Source organism: Desulfoscipio geothermicus DSM 3669 (assembly GCF_900115975.1).
GTDB classification, from domain to species: Bacteria; Bacillota; Desulfotomaculia; order Desulfotomaculales; family Desulfallaceae; genus Desulfoscipio; species Desulfoscipio geothermicus.
In genome coordinates this window covers 89,802-111,076 of sequence record NZ_FOYM01000006.1, presented here as the reverse complement: position 1 = coordinate 111,076, position 21,275 = coordinate 89,802, and the positions used below count along the sequence as shown (strand labels likewise).

The following is a 21,275-nucleotide window of genomic DNA, read 5'->3' as shown; positions in this document are numbered from 1 at the left end:
CGGAGTACTCAAATTGTTACTAAAGCCGATCAAAACAATTAAAAAATTCTCCTTGCTGGGAAAAACAAGCTTTATCGTAATTTTACTCATCCTTTTGGTAGCTATCTTTGCCCCTTGTATATCAATACATCCCTACAATGTCTCCTCGGGACCGCCTCTTTCTCCGCCGGGAGGGGAACACCCGTTGGGTACCGACGAACTGGGCATTGACCTCTGGGCCCAGATATGTTACGGGGCCAGGGTCAGCTTGCTGGTGGGTTTTCTTACCGCCCTGCTGGCAGCCCTGGGGGGCGGTTTGATCGGCATTGTTTCGGGGTACCTGGGCGGGTGGACCGATAAGATTTTAATGAGAATAATTGATATTATGATTGTGTTGCCGGACTTGCCGGTAATGATTGTGATGGCGGCTTTTTTCGGCCCCAGCCTTTTAAATATCATTTTGGTACTGGCCCTGTTTTCCTGGGTTTTTCCGGCCCGGATTGTACGTTCCCAGGTATTAATGTTAAAGGAACAAGGTTATATCAAATCGGCGGAGACATACGGCGCCGGCGCCTGGTATTTGATTCACAGGCACTTTCTCCCGGAAGTTTTCCCTTTGGTGGCAGTAAATATGGTCAGGCTTACAGGGAGGGCGGTTGTAGCCGAAGCAGGACTTTCATTTCTGGGATTGGGGGACCCTACCTCCAAAAGCTGGGGCTTAATCATGCACCATGCCATCAATTTTGCAGGAATATACTTTACTCCTTTTTGGAAGTGGTGGCTGCTCTACCCGTGGCTGGCATTGACTTTAATGGTAATTTCCCTGGCTTTTATCAGCCGTGAGCTGGAAAAAATGGCTGACCCGCGTATGGGAAGGTAAACGCTTGTTCTTGAGGGGTGATATACTTTGACCGCTGACGGAAAGTATTTACTGGAAATAAAAGATTTGTCCGTTACTTACCGCGCCGTACACTCGCCGGTAAAGGCCGTCGACGGCGTATCCCTGCAGCTCCGAAAAGGAGAGAGCCTGGGGATTATCGGGGAATCCGGGTGTGGGAAAAGTACCCTGGCCCTGGGGATAATGGGTCTTATTAAACAAGGTAGCATTGAGGGGGAGATTTATTATAAAGACCAAAAGCTAACCGGCTTACCGGAGAAAAAACTTAAAAAGTACCGGTGGAAAGATATTGCCCTGGTATTCCAGAACTCCCTGGAAGTGCTTAATCCCGTACTTAACATTAAAGAGCAGATAGGAGAGCCCTTGAAAACTCATTACAATCTTTCTCCCCCGGAGATTGACCAAAAGGTAGTAAAACTTTTGGAAATGGTAGGCCTAAATCCGAAGTGGCGGCACTATTACCCACACCAGTTATCGGGGGGGATGAGGCAGCGGGTGTTGTTGGCTATGGCCTTATCGTGCGACCCGGAGTTATTAATAGTTGACGAGCCTACCACGTCTTTGGACCCTTTAAGTAAAAATGAAATTGTGCGGTTACTGCAAAAATTACAAAAAAAATTGGGCTTTGCTTTGGTCTTAATATCACATGATTTGGGGGTAATTAAAAAACTTACCTCCAGGGTTATGGCCATGTATTGCGGGCAAGTAATCGAGGCGGGAATTACTTCGGAAGTGCTCAAAAACCCCATGCATTGTTATACCCGCGGCCTGTTGAATTCTTCCCCCAATCTTTTTAAATATAAGGACCTGTGGGGGATTGACGGGGAACCTTCTTCAGGGAATTCTGTAAAAGGCTGCGCTTTTTATCCCAGGTGTTGCCAGGGGGAAGAAAGCTGCAGTCAAACCAGACCTCTCCTCAAGTATGTAGCCCTTGAGCGTATGGTGGCCTGTCATAAGGGGGGTATTGAAACTTTTCTCAGGGCTGAAGGTATCCGAAAGACATATAAGCTGAAAAATATGGAAATTGAGGCGGTAAAAGATGTCAGCCTGGAAATAAGAAGCGGTGAAGTGGTGGCCCTGGTAGGAGAGTCCGGTTCCGGCAAGTCTACCCTGGCCCACATTCTGGCGGGGGTTTTGCCGGCTGAAGCGGGCCGGGTATTTTACAGGAATAAAAAGGTGGAGGGAAGATGGGCCACTAAAATGATCGGGGGTATGCAGATTATCTTCCAGGACCCGTTTTCCGCCACCAGTCACCGGATGAAGGTTTTAGATGTGGTTAAAGAGCCGCTGGACATAATTAAGCGGGGCAGTAAACAAGAAAGGGAAGAAGAAGCGGTAAAAGCTTTACAGACAGTACAACTGCCCGTTTCCCCCGAATTCTTGGATCGTTATTGCCACGGTTTAAGCGGGGGACAGCGCCAGCGGCTGGCAATCGCGCGCGCCCTGGTAACAAAACCGAAATTATTGATTGCAGACGAAGTAACCTCAATGCTGGACCCTTCAACCCAGGCCAACCTTTTAAGGGAGCTTAAAGGGCTGCAAAACAGGCATGGCTTTGCCCTGTTATATATTACCCACGATTTGCATCTGGCCCGGAAAGTGGCCGATAAAGTTTATGTTATGTATAAAGGTGAAATTGTGGAAAATGGTGTGTCCTTTGAAATATTTGAAAGCCCGAAACATATTTATACAAAACAACTATTGAAGGATGTCCTGAGCGTATCACGTGATGCGCCAGGCTCATAAATACACCAGTTGGCGTGTCCTTGAAGAATTATTTGCCGCCAATATACTGCATCATTGAAACATCCAGGTGGAGTACCCGGTTCAACTGGAACTGTATTTATTTAAAAATATCTTTTAACTGTATTTCCAATCCCGATAAAAGTGGTGAAACTAAAATTACCTCTGCATCATAAGATTGAAATAGGTTCCAGTTCTTTTCGCCAGGGGTGAAAACCTCAATAACCTTATAATCTGGATCAACAATCCAATATTCTTTTACTCCATGTTTATAATACAGTCTGCTTTTTTTCACTCTATCCCATTTACCTGTTGATGGTGACAGTATTTCAATTACTAAATCCGGTGCACCCTTTATGTAATTATCCGTAATAATATCCAGGCGTTCTTTAGAAATAAACATTATATCCGGTTGTGGTTTGTCTTTTTCTGTTAGTAAAACATCAGTTGGTGCATACAATAGTTCACCAAGATTATTTTTGTCAATATAACTTATAGGTAAACGGCTTATATCATGTAATCAGCAACATCACCGGGAATTATGTGATAGATAAAGAAGAAAAGTTTCAAAAGGGTACCCGGAAAGATTACCCGGATGCCGCGAAGGCCACCTTTTACAACCAATTTGCCCAGGTTATTGTACCGGTGGGGCACGACCTGGAAGGTATCCCCCAAAAAGCGGACATACAGCTGGAAATACAGCCGGAGACATGGAAACATTGGCGGCTGGGAGATGAAATTAATTTCCGGGTCTTTTTCCGCGGCGAGCCCCTGGATGGTACAGCGGTGGACGTGGCCTGCAACGGCCCCGGCGGGTACCGGCAGTGGCAGGAAATGACGGGAGATGACGGGTGGCTCACCCTGCGGGCCAAGGAGCCCGGCCGGTACCTGCTGATTGCCCGCCACCGGGTGCCCGAAGGGGAAGAAGGGGTCTACGACGAGCTTTCGCTGACCGCCACCTTCGCGTTTATGGTAACAAAATAAAAAGCACTTAACGGCACGGTACCGGCGGTGGGCAATACATTGGAAATAGTGCCCCATGGCGAATTATACCAGGCAGCGGGCGACACCCTGCAGGTAAAGCTATTGCATAAGGGTGAGGCTTTGACCGGGGTCATTCATCTAGCAGTATTATTTTTCTATTGGTTTATTCCGAAGGTGGAGATGAGGGGTGCAGGTTATTTTAGAAGTGCTACCTGATGTTCTGAAGTTATGGATAAATGTGTTACCTTCCATGCTGCTGGGTTGCTTTCTTGGCAATTTATTTCATAATACTGCTTTCTTGCATCGTTTAGGCCAGGGAATGCGCCCCCTGGCACGGCTGGGAAATTTACCCGCAGGTTGTGCTACATCCCTTACTCTATGCATGGTTAACCGCATTGCTGCCTATACCATGCTGGCCGAGTTAAAAAATACCGGACTAATAAGGGCGTGGGATGTGGTGGTTGCTTTTTTGGTTTCCGCCCTTCCCACCAGCTTATACTTTATTGCCTTTTTCATTGGCCCGGTAGTCATTTCCTCTCTGGGGTGGCATACAGGAGTAACATATTTATCCATTTACCTTGGCATTAACATTATAGTGAGCGGTGTAGGAATGTTAATGGGCAAGTTTCTTTTGCCTTTGCCGGAGCAAGGCAAGGAAGAAGCTGGACCAAGCCGGGAAACGGTTCGGGAACCGTGGCGGGAAAAATTTATTATGGCGGTGCGCCGGACTCTTCCGGCTTTTCGCCGCCTTGCTCTGGTCTTTATACCCGTTACCCTGGTGGTATCTATCCTGTTACACACTCCGCTGATGGATCAAATAATGCATAAGGTTGACCCGGCTTTAAACTACCTGGGTTTGCCGGGGGTTACTATTATTGTAATTACCACCGGCGTGATGAGCATGGTTGCCGGCATCGGTACCCTGGGTCCGATCCTGCAGGCCGGATTGGTAACTCCTTGTGAGGCAATTACCACGCTATTAATTACCTCGGTACTGCACTACCTTTATGAATTTTGGAGCGGGGGTTTGCCTACTAATATTTCCATTTTTGGCCCCAGGTTAGGGAGCAAGGTAAGCCTGGCAGCGTTATTGGTGCGAGAATCTGCTACTTGCCTCGCTCTTGGATTGATAGTATTGTTAACATAAGCATGCATGTAATGCTATTTATTGATCGGGGGAGGCTTTTTTGTTTTGAAAGCGTTTACTTTTGCTTTGTTAACAATGGTATTCTGGGGTCTCGCACCGGTTTTTGCCAAAATAGGCTTGATTAAAACGGACCCCTTTATTGGTTTGGCATTGCGAACCTTTGTAATCAGTGGAATTATTCTCTTATACGGTATCCTGACGGGGAAACTGGGAGGGTTGGCGCAATTAGATTTCAGGTCGGCTGCTTTTCTTGCAGGAGAAGGTATTTTTGCTTCTCTATTAGGTCACCTTGCTTATTACCATGCTTTAAAACTGGACGAAACGTCTCGTATTGTCCCCATTGTTGCCGCGTTTCCGTTGGTGACGGTAGCAGTGGCGCTGTTGTTTTTAGGAGAAAAGTTTAACTGGTATAAGCTCTTAGGAACTCTTTTCATTATTGCAGGTATTTTATTGATAAAAAAATAATTTATTTCAAAATTTTAAGTTCCTACTTTAGGAAGATGTTCGAAAAGTCCGCGCGAGATTCACGTCGCTAGTTGCACTGTTCCTCAAAGCCTTCGCTGTCTTGATGGGTGCCAGGTGTTGAAATGTTGAAAATCGAAGATTTTTCAACATTTCAACACCTGGCACCAACCTAAAACTATATATAAAGAAATAAGGAGAACGTTACATGGATACAAATACAGGGATTTTTCTTAAAAGAGTGGGATATAGTAATATCCAACCCACCACGGAATTTACCTTTAAAATGATTAAAGATGTTTATGGTAGGGGGATTAACCCTGTTTGGGACCACGACCTGCTTAATTTTAAAGAGGTATATATCAACACGCAAGGAAATTCCTTTTGGGCCGCTTTTACTGAAGATGATCAAATCGTCGGAACCCTGGCCGTGCGCCGGTATGATGGTCGAATTCAGGCTCTGGAGGGGTATTATGATTTAAAAGCGACGGCAGAGTTGGTCAAATGTTTTGTCAATAAGAGATACCGGAGAGCCGGTATTGGTTCCTTGTTATTTAAAGAGGCTGAACAGTTTTGCAAGAGGTCTGGATATAAGCTAATTTATCTGCATACTCATATGCATTTGCCGGGTGCTTTTGAATTCTGGCAGTCACAAGGATTTAAGGTCAGATTGGATGAGGGTGGTCCCGGGCAAACTGTGCATATGGAAAAGATTCTTTAAATTTAAGAATTGGCCATGAAAACCTGGCGTCTTGTTTAAGCAAGGCAAAGGTTTTCATGGTTTTTTGTTTTATTTTTCATCGAAATGTTCTCATGGCCGAACCGAAAAAATTTTACAATAATTTTAATAGTAAAGCAGGAATTATAAATTGAGCAAAGAATAAATAAATATAAATTTAGGGTAACGGCGGAAAGAATCCGGTATAAATTAAATCGATTGACAATATTGGCAATATAAAATATTAATACAGCCACGAAGGCTGAATGCACTGCAGAAGTGGTGTGTTAGCTTTGGTGGCTTTTTCTGTTGCCGGAAAAGTCCTTTTAAATTAAAAAAACAGCCTCACTTTAATCAGAATTGCCGATTAGGCGAACATGCCAAACGTTAAAATCAAGCCCGGCCGGGGAAGAAATACACTTAATCAAGTATTAGGGGTAAAATCACCACTTTCAAGGAGGACGCAGAATTCATCTTACTGGTTGTCCAGTGAGGGTTGTCCGGCTTGGAGGGAAGGTGTTTTACCGAGATCTATTATACGAAGGAGGTTATGGAATTGGATGATTGGCAAAAAGTAATCAACTTTCACGGTCATGCCTGCTGTATCCTGGCCATTGGTTACCGGGCTGCGAAGTTGGCCTTGTCATTGTTGGAAGAAGCTTCGGAAAAGGGTGAGCAGCCGGTAGCTTTGGTAGAAACGGTAGATTGCAGCACGGATGCCGTTCAGGTGCTTACCGGTTGTACTTTTGGAGGTAGACGTTTAAAAGTGAAGGAGACCGGTAAATATGCCTTTTCCTTGGGTTATCCCTCTACAGACGGGGCCGTGCGAGTAGTGTTGAGGCCCGGGGTGCTTTCCCGTTTGGGAGAGCCTTTCCTGAAACTGATGGAAAAGGTAGCCAACGGTGAGGCCGGTGTTGAAGAAAAGGAGCAGTTTTATAATCACCAAGCCGGTCTTATGCAATATATCCTCAATGCACCTTCTGAAGAGTTGTTTAATGTACAGAAAGTCAAGCTAAGTCCGATGCCTGCCGGGTTTATGTTTCAATTCACTTGTTGCGATAACTGCCGCGAAGAATTTTTAAGCGCTCGCGCTCAACGTATAAACGGTAAGGTCCTTTGTCCAGTGTGCTCGGGGATGGTGTAGCTTTTGGGGAGAGTTGCCGGTAATTATGAAACAATTTTTGATTAAACGCCTGTTTTATCTTATCCCCGTTATCTTTGGAGTATCAATAATTACCTTTGGACTTATTAACCTGGCTCCCGGGGACCCGGCGGAGATTATTTTAAGATCCAGCGGGGTGGAACCCACCATGGAGGCGGTGGCTGCGCTGCGCGAAGAACTGGGTCTTAACGATCCCGTATATATACAATACGGTCGTTGGGTTCTGGATGTGCTTCACCTGGACCTGGGTGAGTCTTACCGCACCGGCCGGCCGGTGACGGAGGAAATCCTTTATCGTTTCCCGGCCACCCTGGAGCTGACCGTGGCAGCAATATTTTTTATGCTTTTGGTGTCGATGCCCTCGGGAATTCTGGCGGCGCTGCACCGCCATGCTTTTGTTGATCACCTTAGCCGGATTTGGGCCCTGGTCGGTGCTTCCCTGCCGGGTTTTTGGTTGGGACTCCTGCTGATTTACTATTTTTCCGTAAAACTGGGGATTTTCCCGGTGATGGGCCGTGGAGGGCTTGAACACCTGGTACTTCCGGCGGTAACCTTGGGTTTCGGGATGGCGGCCACCTATGCCCGCCTGCTGCGGGCAAGCATGCTGGAGGTTCTGGGGCAGGATTATATAAAGGTGGCCCGGGCCAGGGGTCTAAAAGAAAAGCTGATTGTGGGCCGGCATGCTCTCAAGAATGCCCTACTGCCGGTGGTGACCGCTTTCGGGATGAGTTTTGGCCATTTACTGGGTGGAGCGGTGATCGTGGAAACTATATTTGCCTGGCCGGGGGTGGGCAAATTTTTTGTCGACTCCATTTTCAACCGGGATTATCCCGTTATCCAGGGCTATGCGCTGTTTATGGCCGTTGTGTTTGTAATAGTTAATTTACTGGTTGATATCACTTACGTTTTTCTGGACCCGCGCATCCGCCTGGAAAAGGGCAGTCAAACATGATTTGATTTGAGAACATATGTCCAAGAGGGAGTTTCGATGTCTGGATTTATTAACAGGGGTGGTACTGGTGCTTGAAAGTATAGAAGCGGGAACGGAAAAAAGGGTAAAGGCCGGGATGAAGTCCTTTACTTTTGGAACGGGTGAAAGATTCATCATTTCGCCCATTTATCGCCTGGCCCGGGATAAAATGGCCCTTATAGGTCTTGGCATAATTATTGTTATTGTTGCTGTGGGTATATTTGCACCCTACCTGGCCCCCCATGACCCGGTGCAAGTGGACCTTAACCAAAAGCTGGCCCGTCCTTCCGCAACGTACCCTCTGGGTACCGACCACCTGGGCCGCTGCATCCTATCCCGTTTAATATACGGAACGCGGGTTTCTCTATCCACTGCAATGCTTGTATTAACGGTCATTATATTCATTAGCGTTCCTGCCGGCACCATTTCAGGCTATGTTGGGGGAAGGCTGGATAATATCGTCATGCGGGTTATCGATATCCTTCTGGCTTTCCCCGGTTTGGTTCTGGCCCTGGTTGTTGCCGGTATGCTGGGACCGGGACTGCTTAATGTGATGATTGCCCTGGGCGCAGTCTGGTGGGTGGGATATGCCAGGATTATCCGGGGGATGGTTCTTTCGGTCAAGGAAAAAGAGTTCATCCTGGCCGCCAGGTCTTGCGGTACTTCCAACAGTAAAATTATTTTCCGGCATATCTTGCCGAATGTTCTATCACCGGTGATTGTACTGGCAACCCTTGATATGGGGAGTTTAATTTTGGCCATTTCCGGGCTTTCCTTTCTGGGGCTGGGCGCCCAGCCCCCCGTCCCGGAGTGGGGGGCCATGCTCAATGACGGCAGGCCCTACATGCAGGTGGCGCCGCATCTGATGCTTTTCCCGGGTCTGGCGATCATGCTGGTGGTACTGGCTTTTAACTTACTGGGTGACGGTTTGCGCGATGCTTTTGATCCAAAGGGCATAATGCGCGTATAAAAGTTTCTTCTGTAACTGGTTTAGCCAAGCGGAGGTGTTGGTACTATTTCCTGTAAAACTATATTAAACGTAAGGAATTTATGTACTTATTTTTATACCCGGCAGGGAGTGGTCAAGGCTGTAAACGGCGTTAGTTTTGATGTTAAATCGGGCAGGACCCTGGCAATTGTCGGAGAGAGCGGTTCGGGTAAGACCGTTACCGTCCTGTCGCTTCTCGGTTTGATCGACCCGCCGGGTAAAATTGTGAGCGGTGAAATTTACCTGGACGGGCGTAATTTGCTTGGTCTTTCCCGGGAAGAACTGCGACGGTTGCGCGGTAAAGATATGGCGCTGGTTTTCCAGGACCCCATGACCTCGTTAAACCCGGTTTTCACCATCGGAACTCAGATCACTGAAACCTTGATTTGTCATATGGGAATAGCCGGGGCAGAAGCAAAGATAGAAGCCATCGAGATGTTAAAAAGGGTCGGGTTGCCCCATCCCGAGAAAATAATAAAGCGTTACCCCTTTCAGTTAAGCGGCGGGCAGCGGCAGCGGGTAATGATTGCCCTGGCTCTTTCCATGAACCCCAGGGTTTTGATTGCCGATGAGCCCACCACTGCCCTGGATGTAACGGTCCAGGCGCAAATTCTTTATGAAATGCGGCAGCTGATCAAGGACTGCCGGGCCGGGGTTATTCTCATTACCCATGATCTGGGAGTGGTGGCCGAGCTGGCGGACGAGGTGGCGGTGATGTATGCCGGTTCCATTGTGGAATACGGCGATGTATATGAAATTTTTGACAACCCCCTGCACCCTTATACTAAGGCGCTGCTCAAATCCATACCCCGTTTGGGAACGAAAGATGAAGTGTTAAGACCGGTTCTAGGGCAACCGCCGAGTCTTATTGATCTTCCCGGGCGATGCGCCTTCTTGCCCCGTTGCGAGCACGGAGCCGGAGGGTGCCGGGCCGGTGTACCTTCGCTGGAAGAAATTATCCCGGGCCATGCGGTGGCATGCCACCGGGTAATTACGGCCAAACCGGAGGAGGTAACACTGCGTGCGCTTGCTTGAGGTAGACGATCTGGAAAAATATTACCGGACAAGGGGAGGACTGTTCTCGAGCGGCAGGGAGAAGGTTCACGCGGTGGATGGTATATCCTTTACCATGGACAGGGAAGAAACTCTTGGTCTGGTCGGAGAGAGCGGGTGCGGGAAGAGCACCTTGGCGCGACTGGTAGCGAGGCTGGAAGAGCCGGACGGCGGGAGGGTTATATTTGCAGGAAAAGACATAACAGAGCTGTCCGAAAAAGAATTGCAGGAGTTAAGATGTGAAATGCAGGTTATTTTTCAGGATACCTATTCTTCCCTTAATCCCCGTTTGACAGTGAGTTCTATCATCGGTGAACCTTTGGCCAATTTTCACGTGGGAACAAGGAAGGAGCAAAAAGAAAGGGTGCAGGAGCTCCTGGAAACCGTTGGCTTGAATCCCGAGCACGCAACGAGGTATCCTCACGAATTCAGTGGCGGCCAGCGCCAGCGTATCGGCATTGCCAGGGCTTTGGCCCTGCGGCCGAAGCTGGTGATATGCGACGAGCCGGTTTCCAACCTGGATGTTTCCATTCAAGCGCAAATTTTGAACTTACTAAAAAAACTCAAGCAGGAATTCGGACTTTCATACTTGTTCATCTCCCATGACCTGGCAGTGATCAGCTACATTAGCGACCGGGTGGCGGTGATGTACCTGGGAAAGATTGTGGAGGTTCTGAAAAGCCGGGATTTAGCCACAGAGGCCTGTCACCCTTATACACTGGCTTTGCTGGCTGCGGTGCCGGTGTCCGATCCGCGGCTCAGGGAGGGTAAGGAGTTAATTGTTAAGGGTGAGCCTCCCGACCCGGTTAACCCGCCTGCGGGCTGCCGTTTTCACCCCCGCTGTCCATGGGCGGAGGAAAAATGCCGGCGGGAGGAACCGGTACTGAAATCTGTAAAAGCAGGACACCAGGTGGCCTGCCATTTTGAAGGTATTACCATGAGAGGTTGCGGTTCGGGGTGATCGCTTGCATACGGTTACGTTGATTAAAAGACAAGTAAAATGATTCATTATGAAAAAGAGGGGTTATAGACAACGAAGCTAAGGAATTATTTTATCATATTTACAACAATTGGAATGTTGTTGCTGTCAATGGCGGGCTGCGGTCAAAAGGCTGTTGAAATAGCTGGAACCAAAGAAGAAACCGAAAAGAAAACAATAGCTATCGGCGTAACTTTTGCTCCTGGCAACCTGGACCCTGCCCAGAATTATAACGGCTGGTATGTAGTAACATACGGCATAGGTGAAGCTCTGGTAAAGACAGGAAAGGATATGAAGTTAGAACCATGGCTTACCGGTTCTTCTGGAAACCATTCAGGGTCAGCTAAAGGAGATTGGCATCAAGATAGACATTGTTACCATGGAAAAAGTTAGTAATAAACTTAAAGAAGGAGACTTTGATGCCAGTATTTACAGTCTGAACACTGCTACTACCGGTGACCCGCAATATCTATTGGAGGTAATGTTTAGAACCGGGGCAAGTTCAAACTTCGGTAAATACAGTAATTCGGAGCTTGATGCCTTGGCAGATAGATTACAAACTACTTTTGATACTCAGGAAAGAAATTGTATTGCTAAACAAGCTCAACAAGTGATACTGGATGACGCGGCCTTTGCCTTCTTAGTCTATCCTAAAAGAAATGTAGTCATTAATAATAAGGTAAAGGGAATTGAGGTATTCCCATCCGAGTATTATCTACTAAACTCGGATGTAACTGTAAGATCTAATATAAGGTAATTAAATTTTTAAAGGAAAGATAAATGTTGCGCGATATATAGATTTCGAGTAAAAACGAAACCATGAAGGTTTTGCTCCTCAGAAGAGGGGTCCTTCATGGTTTTCTTTTCGGATGGGTTTTTGTTTTTTGGCAGCTTGTATTAATAAGTTTGAAGGAGGGATAAAAATTATTGTACGAAAAAGAGTGAAAAACTTACCGTCCACAAAGGACTTGGTGATTACGATTAATAACGCCGTGGTTTCTTACCGGGAAGATGTAGCCTTAAGGGGTGTTTCTTTATCAGTTAAAAAAGGTGAACTGGTTGGTATTATAGGGCCAAATGGTGCCGGGAAAACAACCATCCTCACTCTGGTTAACGGGTTGGGAAAACTGCTCAAGGGACAAGTGCAGGTGCTGGGCTGTATGTTAAATAACGGCTGTCCGTCTTATTTACGCAGGCGCATCGGCTATGTACCTCAAATACACAATATTGACCCCCGGATGCCGGTAAACGCCAGGGAAGTGGTTATGATGGGGCGTTACGGGCGACTCGGCCTGTTGCGCCGGCCTGGTATTCTCGACCGGCAGGTGGTTGAGAGCTTGCTGAGTTTGGTAGGCATGAGCCACCTGGCCACCCGCCCCATCGGCCACCTTTCGGGCGGTGAGCAGCAGCGGGTGGCCATAGCCCGCGCTCTGGCTCAGGAGCCGGATATCCTGCTGCTGGACGAACCTACCACGGGTCTGGACCGCCGGGCACGGGTAGAGATAATGGCCCTGGTAAACGAAATCCACCGCTCCCGCAACCTGACTACTTTGATGGTAACTCATGAACTAAAGACAGCTTCGGCAATTTGCAACCGGCTGGTTTTGATGAAAGAAGGGCGTATTTGGTCCCAGGGTAAACCGGAAGACGTATTGCAGGAAGAAGTTTTGGATCTTTTATACGGCGATGAAAACAGAGTGGTAAATTATTTTTAGAGCTATTTGCTTTGCTAAAAGCTACCGTCTTGAAGTTGATGAATTCGTAGGGAGGTTAAAAAACTGGATCTTTCTATTTTTATATACCCGTTCATGCAAAGTGCTATTCTGGCCGGTCTGTTGGGCGGTGTAGCTTGTTCTCTTATCGGTGTATTTGTCGTGACTATGAATCTTTCCTTTATTGGGGTGGCTATCGCCCATGCTGCCTTTGCCGGTGCTCTTTGCGGGGCCTGGCTGGGTTTTAGCCCACAAGCCGGGGCCTTTGTTTTTAGCTTGGTGGCTGTGGCGGTCATTGGCCCGCTTGCCGACCGGGGAGAGTTTAATCCCGATACGCCCATCGGCATTATCTTTTCATTAACCATGGGGCTGGCTTTCTTGTTTATGGGCCTTTTGCCCGGCCCCAAAACCGAGGCCTTGGAACTTTTGTGGGGAAGCATACTTACGGTGAGCAATTTTGATCTTGTTTTGCTGGTCATCGTGGCTGTAATTGTCTTAATGCTGGTAACGCTCTTTTTTAAAGAAATTCAGGCTGTTATATTCCACCGGGAAGCTGCCCTGGCCGTTGGTATTCCGGCCAACCTGATTTTTTATTCCATGTTATTTTTAACCGGCTCGGTAATTACCGCATCTTTGCGCAGTATAGGCGGCTTGCTTATTTTTAATTTAATCCTTAACCCCGCTGCTGCGGCCTACCAGCTTACCTACAGTTTGCGGATAATGTTTATTTTATCTGCCTTATTTGGCGTCCTTTCCACCTGGCTGGGGCTCTTAATTTCATATTTATTCAACACACCCAGCGGCGCTACCATCGTGCTTGTTTCAACGGTTATTTTTATAATAGCAGCTGCTTTTTCTCCCAAGCGCAAAGTAAAAAAATGGAAGAATGAATTGGGTTAACACTGAAAAATTAAGGATCATCGTATCAGCCATACATGGAAACAAAACACGGCGTTGTCCTGAACATGCCGCCTTTGCATCGCCGCCAAGTCTGGTCCGAAGCAAGCTGTAGTTGCCGCCGGCACTATGCGCTGGAATGAGCGGGGACAACGTCGTGCATTTCTTAAGCGGGTTAACTGAATATTATTCCGGTGTTATAATCATTCTTTTTTGGCCAAAGCAATAAAACGATCCCGGCCATCCGTTACTCTTACCCCGGAAAAACCGGCTTCTTCCAGCATGGCTTGCATCTCCCCGGCCTCGGGAATCATATCGTTTGCAACCAGGCCCCCGATTTTGCGGTGCCGGTTGTTAATGTAATCCCGGCTGTCTGCGTGGCATATAATTATCATCCCCCCGGGCTTTGTTACTCGAAATAGTTCCCTCAAGGACCCCGGTTTATCGGGGAAATGGGGTACACAGGAGTTACATACCACCGCATCGAAAGTGCCTTCTTCCGCCGGGATGTCCATCACATCGGCGTGGACAAAACGTACACGGCTATCGGAAACCTTGGCCCGGGCGGCCTCCAGCATTTTTTCCGCAATATCCAGGGCCCATACTTCTCCGTTCGGCCCCAACCTTTCCAACAACAGGGGAATCATGATTCCGGTACCGGTTCCCACGTCCAGTATTTTACCTTCCGGTGGCAGGTCAATAGAAAATATAATCTCCCGTAATCTTTCCTTGACATAGGGCGGGTGAATACTATCCCACCTCCCGGCCATGTCGTTAAACCATTTCCGGTATTGTTGGTTCAAGCTTTTCTACCTCCTAATGACCTTTTAGAGCACTTACAAGTAAGTCTACATTTTTTTCCACCGCGCTGCTCCAGGTATCGGTTTTGGGAAAAGCTCCGGGAAAATTGGACAGGGTTACCCGGGCCGCACCCAATTCCCCGGCGATGCCGGCCCCGGTTTCGGGCCCGCTTTGTAAATTATCCACTACCAGTTTTACACCGGACTGCCGGCCCTGTACGACCAGGTTTTGCATCACCTGTGGAGTAAGTTCTTCCGGTCGCCCGTAAGTGGCCACCACATCAAAGCCGGCCCATTTTAAAAACCCCTGTTGCATTTCAGAACAAATCACCTTGACATCGGCTGCGCCGGCAGCATTCAATTTGCCCCGTAATTCTTTATCTTTGGCTTCCACATCCGCAGCTATACGGGCGGCATTTTGTTCATAATATGATTGGTTAGCCGGATCCTTTTCCGCCAGTACGGCAGCTATTTTCTGTACAGCTTCTTTTTGCACCGGCGGTGCCATCCAGTTTCCGGCCACATCCACCGGCATCACGTCCAGTTGCTCGTTATGCACAGAATCGATAAGATCCCGGGTAAACATTTCGCCCTGCCAGGTATGGAGCAAAAATAATTGGGCTGTCGCCAGCTTCTGTACGTCGTCCGGTTTAAGATCAAAATGCCCGGGGCAGGAACCTGGTGGAACAATATTAATCGGCTCTACCTTATCACCGCCCACTTCCTGCACAATATTGTTAATCAGAGAAGTTCCGGTGACCACCTTTAACTTATTGCTTTCTTTGGCCGCACACCCGGCAATTAGTACCAACACCATGAGCAAAGCAATACCCGCTGCCGCCACTCTTTTTTTCATTTTTACTGGGCTTACCTCCTCTTTTTGACATAAAAAGACCACGAAAGTCTACTCCCGCACTTACCGGGTTAGAAACCTTCGTGGTCTCTATTTCGCCATTCGCAAGCTCCCCTGGTTACCTTGCTTCGGCAAGTAGTTTAATAATTTTATTTGACATGTGATAATAAATTCCTGCCGTTTATAAAAATTTTTAAATTATCCCAAGCAAGGCAACCGTTTGCTGGTTTATGGGATATTCATTCTACCACTATTGGCCTGATTATTACTGCTCCCCCAGTAGGGTGGTAAGAATCATCCGTTGGACCGCTGAAAGCGGTCAGATAATGAGTATTACAAACCAGCAAGGTTAGCGATGCCATTTACTGGAACAAAAGAGCCAAAGACTATACCGATTATATAAAAACGAGCGAAAGAATCAGGCGCTATCGCCGGGGTTCTTTTTTAATTCATTTAGGCATAAGTAAAGTATTAGGTACAAACTTCACTTCTTGTTTACAAGGTGTTTAGTTATATATTGGCAAAACAGCTCCAAGTCCTCTAATCTTGTCTGTAATATTTCATGTAGTTCCTGCACAGTTACCTTGTTATATTCATGTACTAAGCGGTTCCGGTAACCGGCCATACCCGCAATTTGATCGGCAAAATCTGCCGGCAATATTTCTTTTTCCTTCAACATAGTAATAACAGACCGGTAATCATGGGGTATTCCTGCCCCGGATTTAACTACTAGATGCCGACCTAAATCAAACAAGGCTTCCAAAGCCTTGCGCAACCTGTTTTCAGCAATATCCTGGGCATCTTCGTTTTTCTGAAATTCTTCCTTTGGTATCTGGGCAAGTTTTTTTAATCTACTAAAAGAAGACCGAATGATCCCCAATCTTTCGGCTATCAACTGGTGATTATACAAATAAATTTCCCTCCATTAACTCCTCATAAAACTCCCGGTGGGCAGCTTTGAGGTGATACATAAAATCAAGATATTCCCTGGTTACGTTATCTTCGAAATCAGTACGCAAATCATCATCCGTACAGTAAATAACCTTACTGGCACTGATTACTTCAAAACGCATGGGGACTTTAACTGAGTGTAAAAATAGCAGGTCTACTTCAAACGGTGCAAACACCTCGGACAGCTTGGGATACAGCTTAATAAAACGCTGCACATTGCTTTTGGGTGGTTTACTAAGAAGCAGTGCCAGATCTACATCTCCAGGTTGAGTAACCTTTTCATCCAGGTATGAACCAAAAAGATAAACAGCAATAATGTCCGGTTCTTGCTTTAAAATCTCTATAAGTTTTTCTTGGTTGAATTGTTTTTTATTATTTTGCATTTTAACCCCATCCGAAAAATTCTAAAGTAATTATACTAACTTTAACATTCCTTTTCCAATTTTTTTTCGGACTTTCATTCCCAGATAGTACAGGCCGTAATAGAAACATATTTCGAGTGCTGCGAGCGTACCAGGGAATTGCACAAGCAAAGCAATACCAGCTGGAACTTTCTTTTGTAGGTGTCGGGATTTCTCATTCCGTCTTTGGCGGTGTGGCACTGGGCCTTCTTTGGGGAGTAAACCCGATTCTAACAGGTGGAATTTTCGCAACATTAGTTGCCTGGGTTATCGGTTTTGTTAGCCGGCATGGAGGAATTCAGGAGGACGTATCCATCGGGATATTTTTTTCTGCCGCCATGGCCTTTGGGATAGCTGTTGCCGGGCTAAACAAAGGTTGCTTAAATTGGGGGTTAAAAAAAGTTTTAATTATATGGACAGTTTAGCGAAAGTATGTTAATCTTTTTAAAAAAATATAATAAACTAAAATAGGATGATAAGAATCATCCGTTGGACCGCTGAAAGCGGTCAGATAATGAGTATTCATTTGAAAAATATTATGCCATGGAGGTTTTTAACCTGCAGAAGCAGGTATAAACTTTCATGGTATTTTAATTTTAGCTAAAAGCTTAACCTTGGCAGGGTCTTTAACCTCCTTAAAGTAATTCTGTTACCAGGTTTACATGCACCGGTAGTAGAATAATTCCTTTTTTCGACCGGCGTATGGGGTTGGTAACCCCTAAACTAACCTCATGCGCCGGGGTTCTTTTTAGACTTTTACTTAACAGTAATGCTATAAAACTCATTAGTTATTGATTTTAAAAACATGTATTTTGACCATGAAGGTCATTGTCTTGTAGAAGCAAGATGGACTTTTCATGGTTATTTATTTTGTTGTGCTTAAGGGGGGTGACGGTAGGCCGTTAATAAAAATGATAGGATTTCTGTTTAAGATTTAAAAAAATACACCTGTGCATTGCCCGCTACGCTACATAATTGGTCGGAGGAATTTTATATGTTAATAAAGCATAGGATGAAAAACTATTGGTCAGCAAGAGCGAAAGGTTATAGTCAATTAATTAAAGAGGAGATTAGCTCTTTTAAAAAAGACGCCTGGAAGAAACTCATAAGCGAAAATGCCGGGCAAAGTGGGAATATCAAGGCACTGGATATAGGTACGGGTCCTGGTTTTTTCGCCTTATTGATGGCGGAATTGGGGTACAATGTAACAGCAGTTGACAGTTCAGAGAATATGCTGCTCGAAGCAAGACAAAATGCGGAAAATACCGGGCTTTCAATTAAGTTTGTTAAAGCTGATGTGCACAAATTACCTTTTAGCGATAATTCATTTGATTTAATAGTTTGCAGAAATCTTGTTTGGACACTAATCAATCCCCGGGACGCATACAAAGAATGGTACAGAGTTTTAAGTAAGAATGGAAAGCTAATCATCTTTGATGCTAATTGGTACCTTAGGCTAAGCGATGCATCTTTGCAAGAAAAATATGAGCAGTTATAAAAAAACAAGCAATATGATGACTAAATCATTTGAAAGAGGGTGCTTGTAAAAATGAAGCTAAAAAATCATTTTATCATATTTATAACAATTGGAACGTTGTTGCTGTCAATGGCAGGCTGCGGTCAGAATGTTTTTAAAAAATCGGGACATAAAGAAAAAACCGAAAAGAAAACCTTAACTATAGGTTTGGCCCAATGGCCCGGCAACCTGGACCCCGCCGATAATTATAACGGCTGGTATGTTATTAAGTACGGCATAGGCGAGACTCTGGTAAAGATAGGTAAGGACATGAAAATTGAACCATGGCTTGCTGAATCATGGACACAAGTGGACGATGTAACGTGGAAAATAAAAATCAGGGATAATGTGACTTTTCATAACGGTGCAAAAGTTACCGGTGATGCGGTGAAGGCTTCACTCGAACGTACCGTTAAAATAAATAAAAGGGCGCCTCAGTTGCTTGATATTGCTTCAATAGAGGCAAATGGCAATGAAATAACGGTAAAGAACAATCATCCCAATCCATCATTTATATCTGCTTTAACCGATCCTTTTGCGGTCATAGTGGATGTTACCGCAGCCAATACAATGGGTGAAGAATTTGCCGAAAAACCCGTATTAACCGGACCCTTCAAGGTAAAGGATTATGTTAAAGATATTCAGGTGGTAGTCGAAAAAAACGACGTTTATTGGGGGGATAAAGCAAAGTTGGACGAGGTTACCTTCAAATACATTCCTGATAGCAATACCCGGGTGATGGCATTACAGGCGGGAGAAATCCAGGTTGCGAATAACATTCCTGTAGAAAGCACGGAAGCCATTACTAAAACGGGTAATTATCAAGTTGTAGGTGCGTCCTCTGTTCGCACGCATATGATTATTTTTAATGTTAATAAACCGGGTCTGGATGATATTAACGTGAGAAAGGCTATTAATATGGCCATTAATAGAGAAGACCTGGCCGACAAAGTGATGGAAGGGAGCGGCATTCCCGCGGTTGGTCCCTTCCCGTTGGTTTTGCCTTTTGGAGGTAATGAACTGAAGGGATATGATTACCGGCCCGAGGAGGCCAAGAAATTGCTTGATGATGCGGGGTGGAAACCTGGACCCGATAACATCCGCCAAAAAAACGGGAAAAAGTTGGAATTTACTGTTCTTTGCTATAAAAATCGGCCGGAACTGCCGATTCTTTTAGAAACCATCCAGGGAGCATTGAAAGATATCGGCATCAGGATAAATATTGCCAACGTGGAAAATATTACTGAGGCACTGATGAAAGGAGACTTTGACGCCGCTATTTACAGTTTGAACACTGCTCCCACCGGCGACCCGCAATACCTTCTGGAGACCATGTTCAGGACAGGGGCAAATTCTAATTTCGGAAAATATAGCAATTCCAGGCTTGATTTTTTAGCTGATCAACTGAAAACAACTTTTGATACCCGGGAAAGAAATTCTATTGCCAGAGAAGCTCAACAAGTGGTGCTCAATGACGCGGCTTTTGCCTTCCTGGTCTATCCTAAGAGTTATATGGCCATAAGCAATAAAGTCAAGGGCATTGTATTATCTCCCTCCGAGTACTATATGTTGAACTCGGATGTAACTGTCGCACCTTAATTGATACAACAACCCGGAAGCTTCCTCGATGTGTTCTCTCAGGTGGTTGATTTCGGTTTGATCCTTATTATCCTTCATGAGTTCGGGAGTTTATGAAAAAATATTCATCTTTAAATGGTCTTGATTATCATTTGAAATGTTGCCATGGCCGAACGGAAAAATTTTTACAAAAATTTTAATAGTTAAAGCAGGAATTATAAATTAAGCATAGAATACTTTATGAGCAAGTTTAGGATAACAGCGGGATGAATCCGCTATAAATTAAATCGATTGATAATATGAAATATTAACACAGCCACGAAGGCTGAACACACTGCAGAAGTGGTGTATTAGCTTTGGTGGCTTTTTCTATTGCCGCCGGAAAAATCTTTTATCTGGAAAGGAGAGGATACACATGCATATGGCAGATGCCCTAATTTCACCGGTTGTGGGTGGAGCCATGTGGGCGGCGACGGCAGGAGTCGCAGCATATTCAGTCAAAAAAGTTCAAAATGACTTGGATGAACAAAAGATTCCTTTAATGGGGGTAATGGGGGCATTTGTCTTCGCTGCTCAAATGATCAACTTTACAATACCCGGAACCGGATCCAGCGGCCATTTAGGGGGAGGCATGCTGCTTGCAATATTACTGGGCCCATATGCAGGCTTTCTTGCCATGGCGTCTATTCTGGTGATCCAGGCGTTGTTTTTTGCGGATGGTGGTTTGCTTGCGCTGGGCTGTAATGTTTTTAATCTTGGTTTTTATACGTGCTTTATCGCTTATCCTCTAATTTATAAATGGATTATGCGCAAAGGGTATTCCACCGGACGCATCTTTACCGGGACAATGTTATCTGCAATTGTAGGTCTTCAGCTTGGCGCGTTCAGTGTGGTTCTCGAAACACTCCTTTCGGGTAAATCGGAGTTGCCCTTTGGTACGTTTGTAATGTTGATGCAGCCCATTCATCTTGCCATTGGAGTGGTGGAAGGTCTTGTCACTGCTGCTGTCGTCGGATTCGTTTGGAAGGCACGCCCTGAAATCATTGAGAAAGCGGCATCAGGTGAGGCATTGGGCCGCGTTTCAATCAAGAAGGTCCTTGCCGGGCTTGCCATTGTTGCAGTTATAACCGGTGGTGTTTTCTCATGGTTTGCATCTGCATATCCTGATGGACTGGAGTGGTCCATGTTTAATACATCAGGTAAAGAGGAACTCGAGGCACCGGGGGGAATTCATCAAACGCTGGCGGCTGTTCAGGAAAAGATTGCGTTTTTGCCTGATTATGGTTTTAAAGTTCAGGAACAGGAAACAAATGCCAATGCTGCAGAGACTGAAGAAGCATGGCCTGCAGTGGATGCCGGAACAAGTGTATCGGGATTGGTCGGCGGTGTAATGACCTTGCTGCTGGCTGGAATGACAGGTTATTGTATCTATATGATCAAGAAACGAAATAAAGCCGGTGCTGTTTAGGGGAAAAGAGGCGGGG

General features: G+C 45.9%; 24 protein-coding genes. 19 read left to right on the top strand and 5 right to left on the bottom strand.

The features are described 5' to 3' along the window. Positions 1–13 precede the first annotated feature (13 nt). Both BM299_RS05305 and BM299_RS05300 read left to right on the top strand, forming a co-directional pair. Positions 14–859: an ABC transporter permease gene (locus BM299_RS05305; protein WP_092482453.1), complete on the top strand. Its 846-nt coding sequence runs from the start codon at positions 14–16 to the stop codon at positions 857–859. Between the two features lie 27 nt (positions 860–886). Continuing rightward, complete coding sequence (locus BM299_RS05300) at positions 887–2,623, top strand: ABC transporter ATP-binding protein (RefSeq protein ID WP_092482426.1); 1,737 nt, start codon at positions 887–889, stop codon at positions 2,621–2,623. A 97-nt stretch (positions 2,624–2,720) separates the two neighbouring features. Here the strand turns inward: BM299_RS05300 and BM299_RS05295 are convergent, their stop codons facing one another. Next, on the bottom strand, positions 2,721–3,107 hold the full coding sequence (locus BM299_RS05295; protein ID WP_281246359.1) for a Uma2 family endonuclease: 387 nt from the start codon (positions 3,105–3,107) through the stop codon (positions 2,721–2,723). A 56-nt stretch (positions 3,108–3,163) separates the two neighbouring features. Here BM299_RS05295 and BM299_RS05290 point away from each other — a divergent pair, with 56 nt between their 5' ends. The 13 genes from BM299_RS05290 (at position 3,164) to BM299_RS05225 (ending at position 13,695) form a co-directional block, all read left to right on the top strand. Further along, entirely contained in the window at positions 3,164–3,604 is a 441-nt protein-coding gene (locus tag BM299_RS05290) for a DUF4198 domain-containing protein (RefSeq protein WP_165608191.1), read from the top strand. Positions 3,605–3,791: 187 nt separating this feature from the next. Next, positions 3,792–4,751: a nucleoside recognition domain-containing protein gene (locus BM299_RS05285; protein ID WP_092482423.1), complete on the top strand. Its 960-nt coding sequence runs from the start codon at positions 3,792–3,794 to the stop codon at positions 4,749–4,751. Positions 4,752–4,796: 45 nt separating this feature from the next. Further along, positions 4,797–5,216, top strand: coding sequence for an EamA family transporter (locus tag BM299_RS05280; RefSeq protein ID WP_092482422.1), 420 nt, complete (start codon positions 4,797–4,799; stop codon positions 5,214–5,216). Positions 5,217–5,421: 205 nt separating this feature from the next. Then, positions 5,422–5,934: a GNAT family N-acetyltransferase gene (locus BM299_RS05275; protein WP_092482421.1), complete on the top strand. Its 513-nt coding sequence runs from the start codon at positions 5,422–5,424 to the stop codon at positions 5,932–5,934. 553 nt (positions 5,935–6,487) lie between these two features. After that, positions 6,488–7,075: an FmdE family protein gene (locus tag BM299_RS05265; RefSeq protein WP_165608190.1), complete on the top strand. Its 588-nt coding sequence runs from the start codon at positions 6,488–6,490 to the stop codon at positions 7,073–7,075. A gap of 25 nt (positions 7,076–7,100) precedes the next feature. Then, a complete protein-coding gene (nikB, locus tag BM299_RS05260; RefSeq protein WP_092482418.1) occupies positions 7,101–8,045 on the top strand; it encodes a nickel ABC transporter permease in 945 nt (314 codons plus the stop codon). A 115-nt stretch (positions 8,046–8,160) separates the two neighbouring features. Further along, complete coding sequence (gene nikC / locus BM299_RS05255; RefSeq protein WP_092482452.1) at positions 8,161–9,033, top strand: nickel ABC transporter permease subunit NikC; 873 nt, start codon at positions 8,161–8,163, stop codon at positions 9,031–9,033. A gap of 108 nt (positions 9,034–9,141) precedes the next feature. After that, a complete protein-coding gene (locus BM299_RS05250) occupies positions 9,142–10,086 on the top strand; it encodes an ABC transporter ATP-binding protein (RefSeq protein ID WP_245779655.1) in 945 nt (314 codons plus the stop codon). Further along, positions 10,073–11,065 (top strand): ABC transporter ATP-binding protein, encoded by a 993-nt coding sequence (locus BM299_RS05245; protein WP_092482416.1) that lies wholly within the window; start codon positions 10,073–10,075, stop codon positions 11,063–11,065. Before BM299_RS05250 ends, BM299_RS05245 begins: the two co-directional genes overlap by 14 nt. Positions 11,066–11,194: 129 nt before the next feature. Further along, positions 11,195–11,476, top strand: a complete 282-nt coding sequence (locus tag BM299_RS05240; protein WP_131820607.1) for a hypothetical protein — start codon at positions 11,195–11,197, stop codon at positions 11,474–11,476. After that, entirely contained in the window at positions 11,463–11,840 is a 378-nt protein-coding gene (locus tag BM299_RS05235; protein WP_092482414.1) for a periplasmic substrate-binding domain-containing protein, read from the top strand. Before BM299_RS05240 ends, BM299_RS05235 begins: the two co-directional genes overlap by 14 nt. A 214-nt stretch (positions 11,841–12,054) precedes the next feature. Then, complete coding sequence (locus tag BM299_RS05230; protein WP_245779654.1) at positions 12,055–12,798, top strand: metal ABC transporter ATP-binding protein; 744 nt, start codon at positions 12,055–12,057, stop codon at positions 12,796–12,798. Between the two features lie 93 nt (positions 12,799–12,891). Beyond that, complete coding sequence (locus BM299_RS05225; protein ID WP_092482412.1) at positions 12,892–13,695, top strand: metal ABC transporter permease; 804 nt, start codon at positions 12,892–12,894, stop codon at positions 13,693–13,695. Positions 13,696–13,895: 200 nt separating this feature from the next. Here the strand turns inward: BM299_RS05225 and BM299_RS05220 are convergent, their stop codons facing one another. The 4 genes from BM299_RS05220 to mntA all read right to left on the bottom strand — a co-directional run bounded on the left by BM299_RS05220 (position 13,896) and on the right by mntA (position 16,679). Then, positions 13,896–14,495 carry a class I SAM-dependent methyltransferase gene (locus tag BM299_RS05220; protein ID WP_092482411.1) on the bottom strand — a complete coding sequence of 200 codons (600 nt, stop codon included), beginning with the start codon at positions 14,493–14,495 and terminating at the stop codon, positions 13,896–13,898. Between the two features lie 13 nt (positions 14,496–14,508). Continuing rightward, positions 14,509–15,348: a metal ABC transporter substrate-binding protein gene (locus BM299_RS05215; RefSeq protein ID WP_092482410.1), complete on the bottom strand. Its 840-nt coding sequence runs from the start codon at positions 15,346–15,348 to the stop codon at positions 14,509–14,511. A gap of 481 nt (positions 15,349–15,829) precedes the next feature. Continuing rightward, a complete protein-coding gene (gene hepT / locus BM299_RS05210) occupies positions 15,830–16,255 on the bottom strand; it encodes a type VII toxin-antitoxin system HepT family RNase toxin (RefSeq protein ID WP_092482409.1) in 426 nt (141 codons plus the stop codon). Then, the gene (gene mntA, locus BM299_RS05205; RefSeq protein WP_092482408.1) at positions 16,248–16,679 is read right to left on the bottom strand and encodes a type VII toxin-antitoxin system MntA family adenylyltransferase antitoxin; all 432 of its coding nucleotides are present in this window, start codon (positions 16,677–16,679) and stop codon (positions 16,248–16,250) included. The genes hepT and mntA overlap by 8 nt, the downstream gene beginning before the upstream one ends. Before the next feature lie 116 nt (positions 16,680–16,795). Between mntA and BM299_RS05200 the strand changes: the two genes are divergently transcribed. The 4 genes from BM299_RS05200 to BM299_RS05185 all read left to right on the top strand — a co-directional run bounded on the left by BM299_RS05200 (position 16,796) and on the right by BM299_RS05185 (position 21,259). Beyond that, positions 16,796–17,122, top strand: coding sequence for a metal ABC transporter permease (locus tag BM299_RS05200; protein WP_165608189.1), 327 nt, complete (start codon positions 16,796–16,798; stop codon positions 17,120–17,122). Between the two features lie 569 nt (positions 17,123–17,691). Then, positions 17,692–18,195: a class I SAM-dependent methyltransferase gene (locus BM299_RS05195; protein ID WP_092482406.1), complete on the top strand. Its 504-nt coding sequence runs from the start codon at positions 17,692–17,694 to the stop codon at positions 18,193–18,195. A gap of 51 nt (positions 18,196–18,246) precedes the next feature. Beyond that, complete coding sequence (locus BM299_RS05190; protein WP_092482405.1) at positions 18,247–19,812, top strand: ABC transporter substrate-binding protein; 1,566 nt, start codon at positions 18,247–18,249, stop codon at positions 19,810–19,812. Between the two features lie 394 nt (positions 19,813–20,206). Continuing rightward, positions 20,207–21,259, top strand: coding sequence for an energy-coupling factor ABC transporter permease (locus BM299_RS05185; protein WP_092482404.1), 1,053 nt, complete (start codon positions 20,207–20,209; stop codon positions 21,257–21,259). The last annotated feature ends 16 nt before the right edge of the window (positions 21,260–21,275 follow it).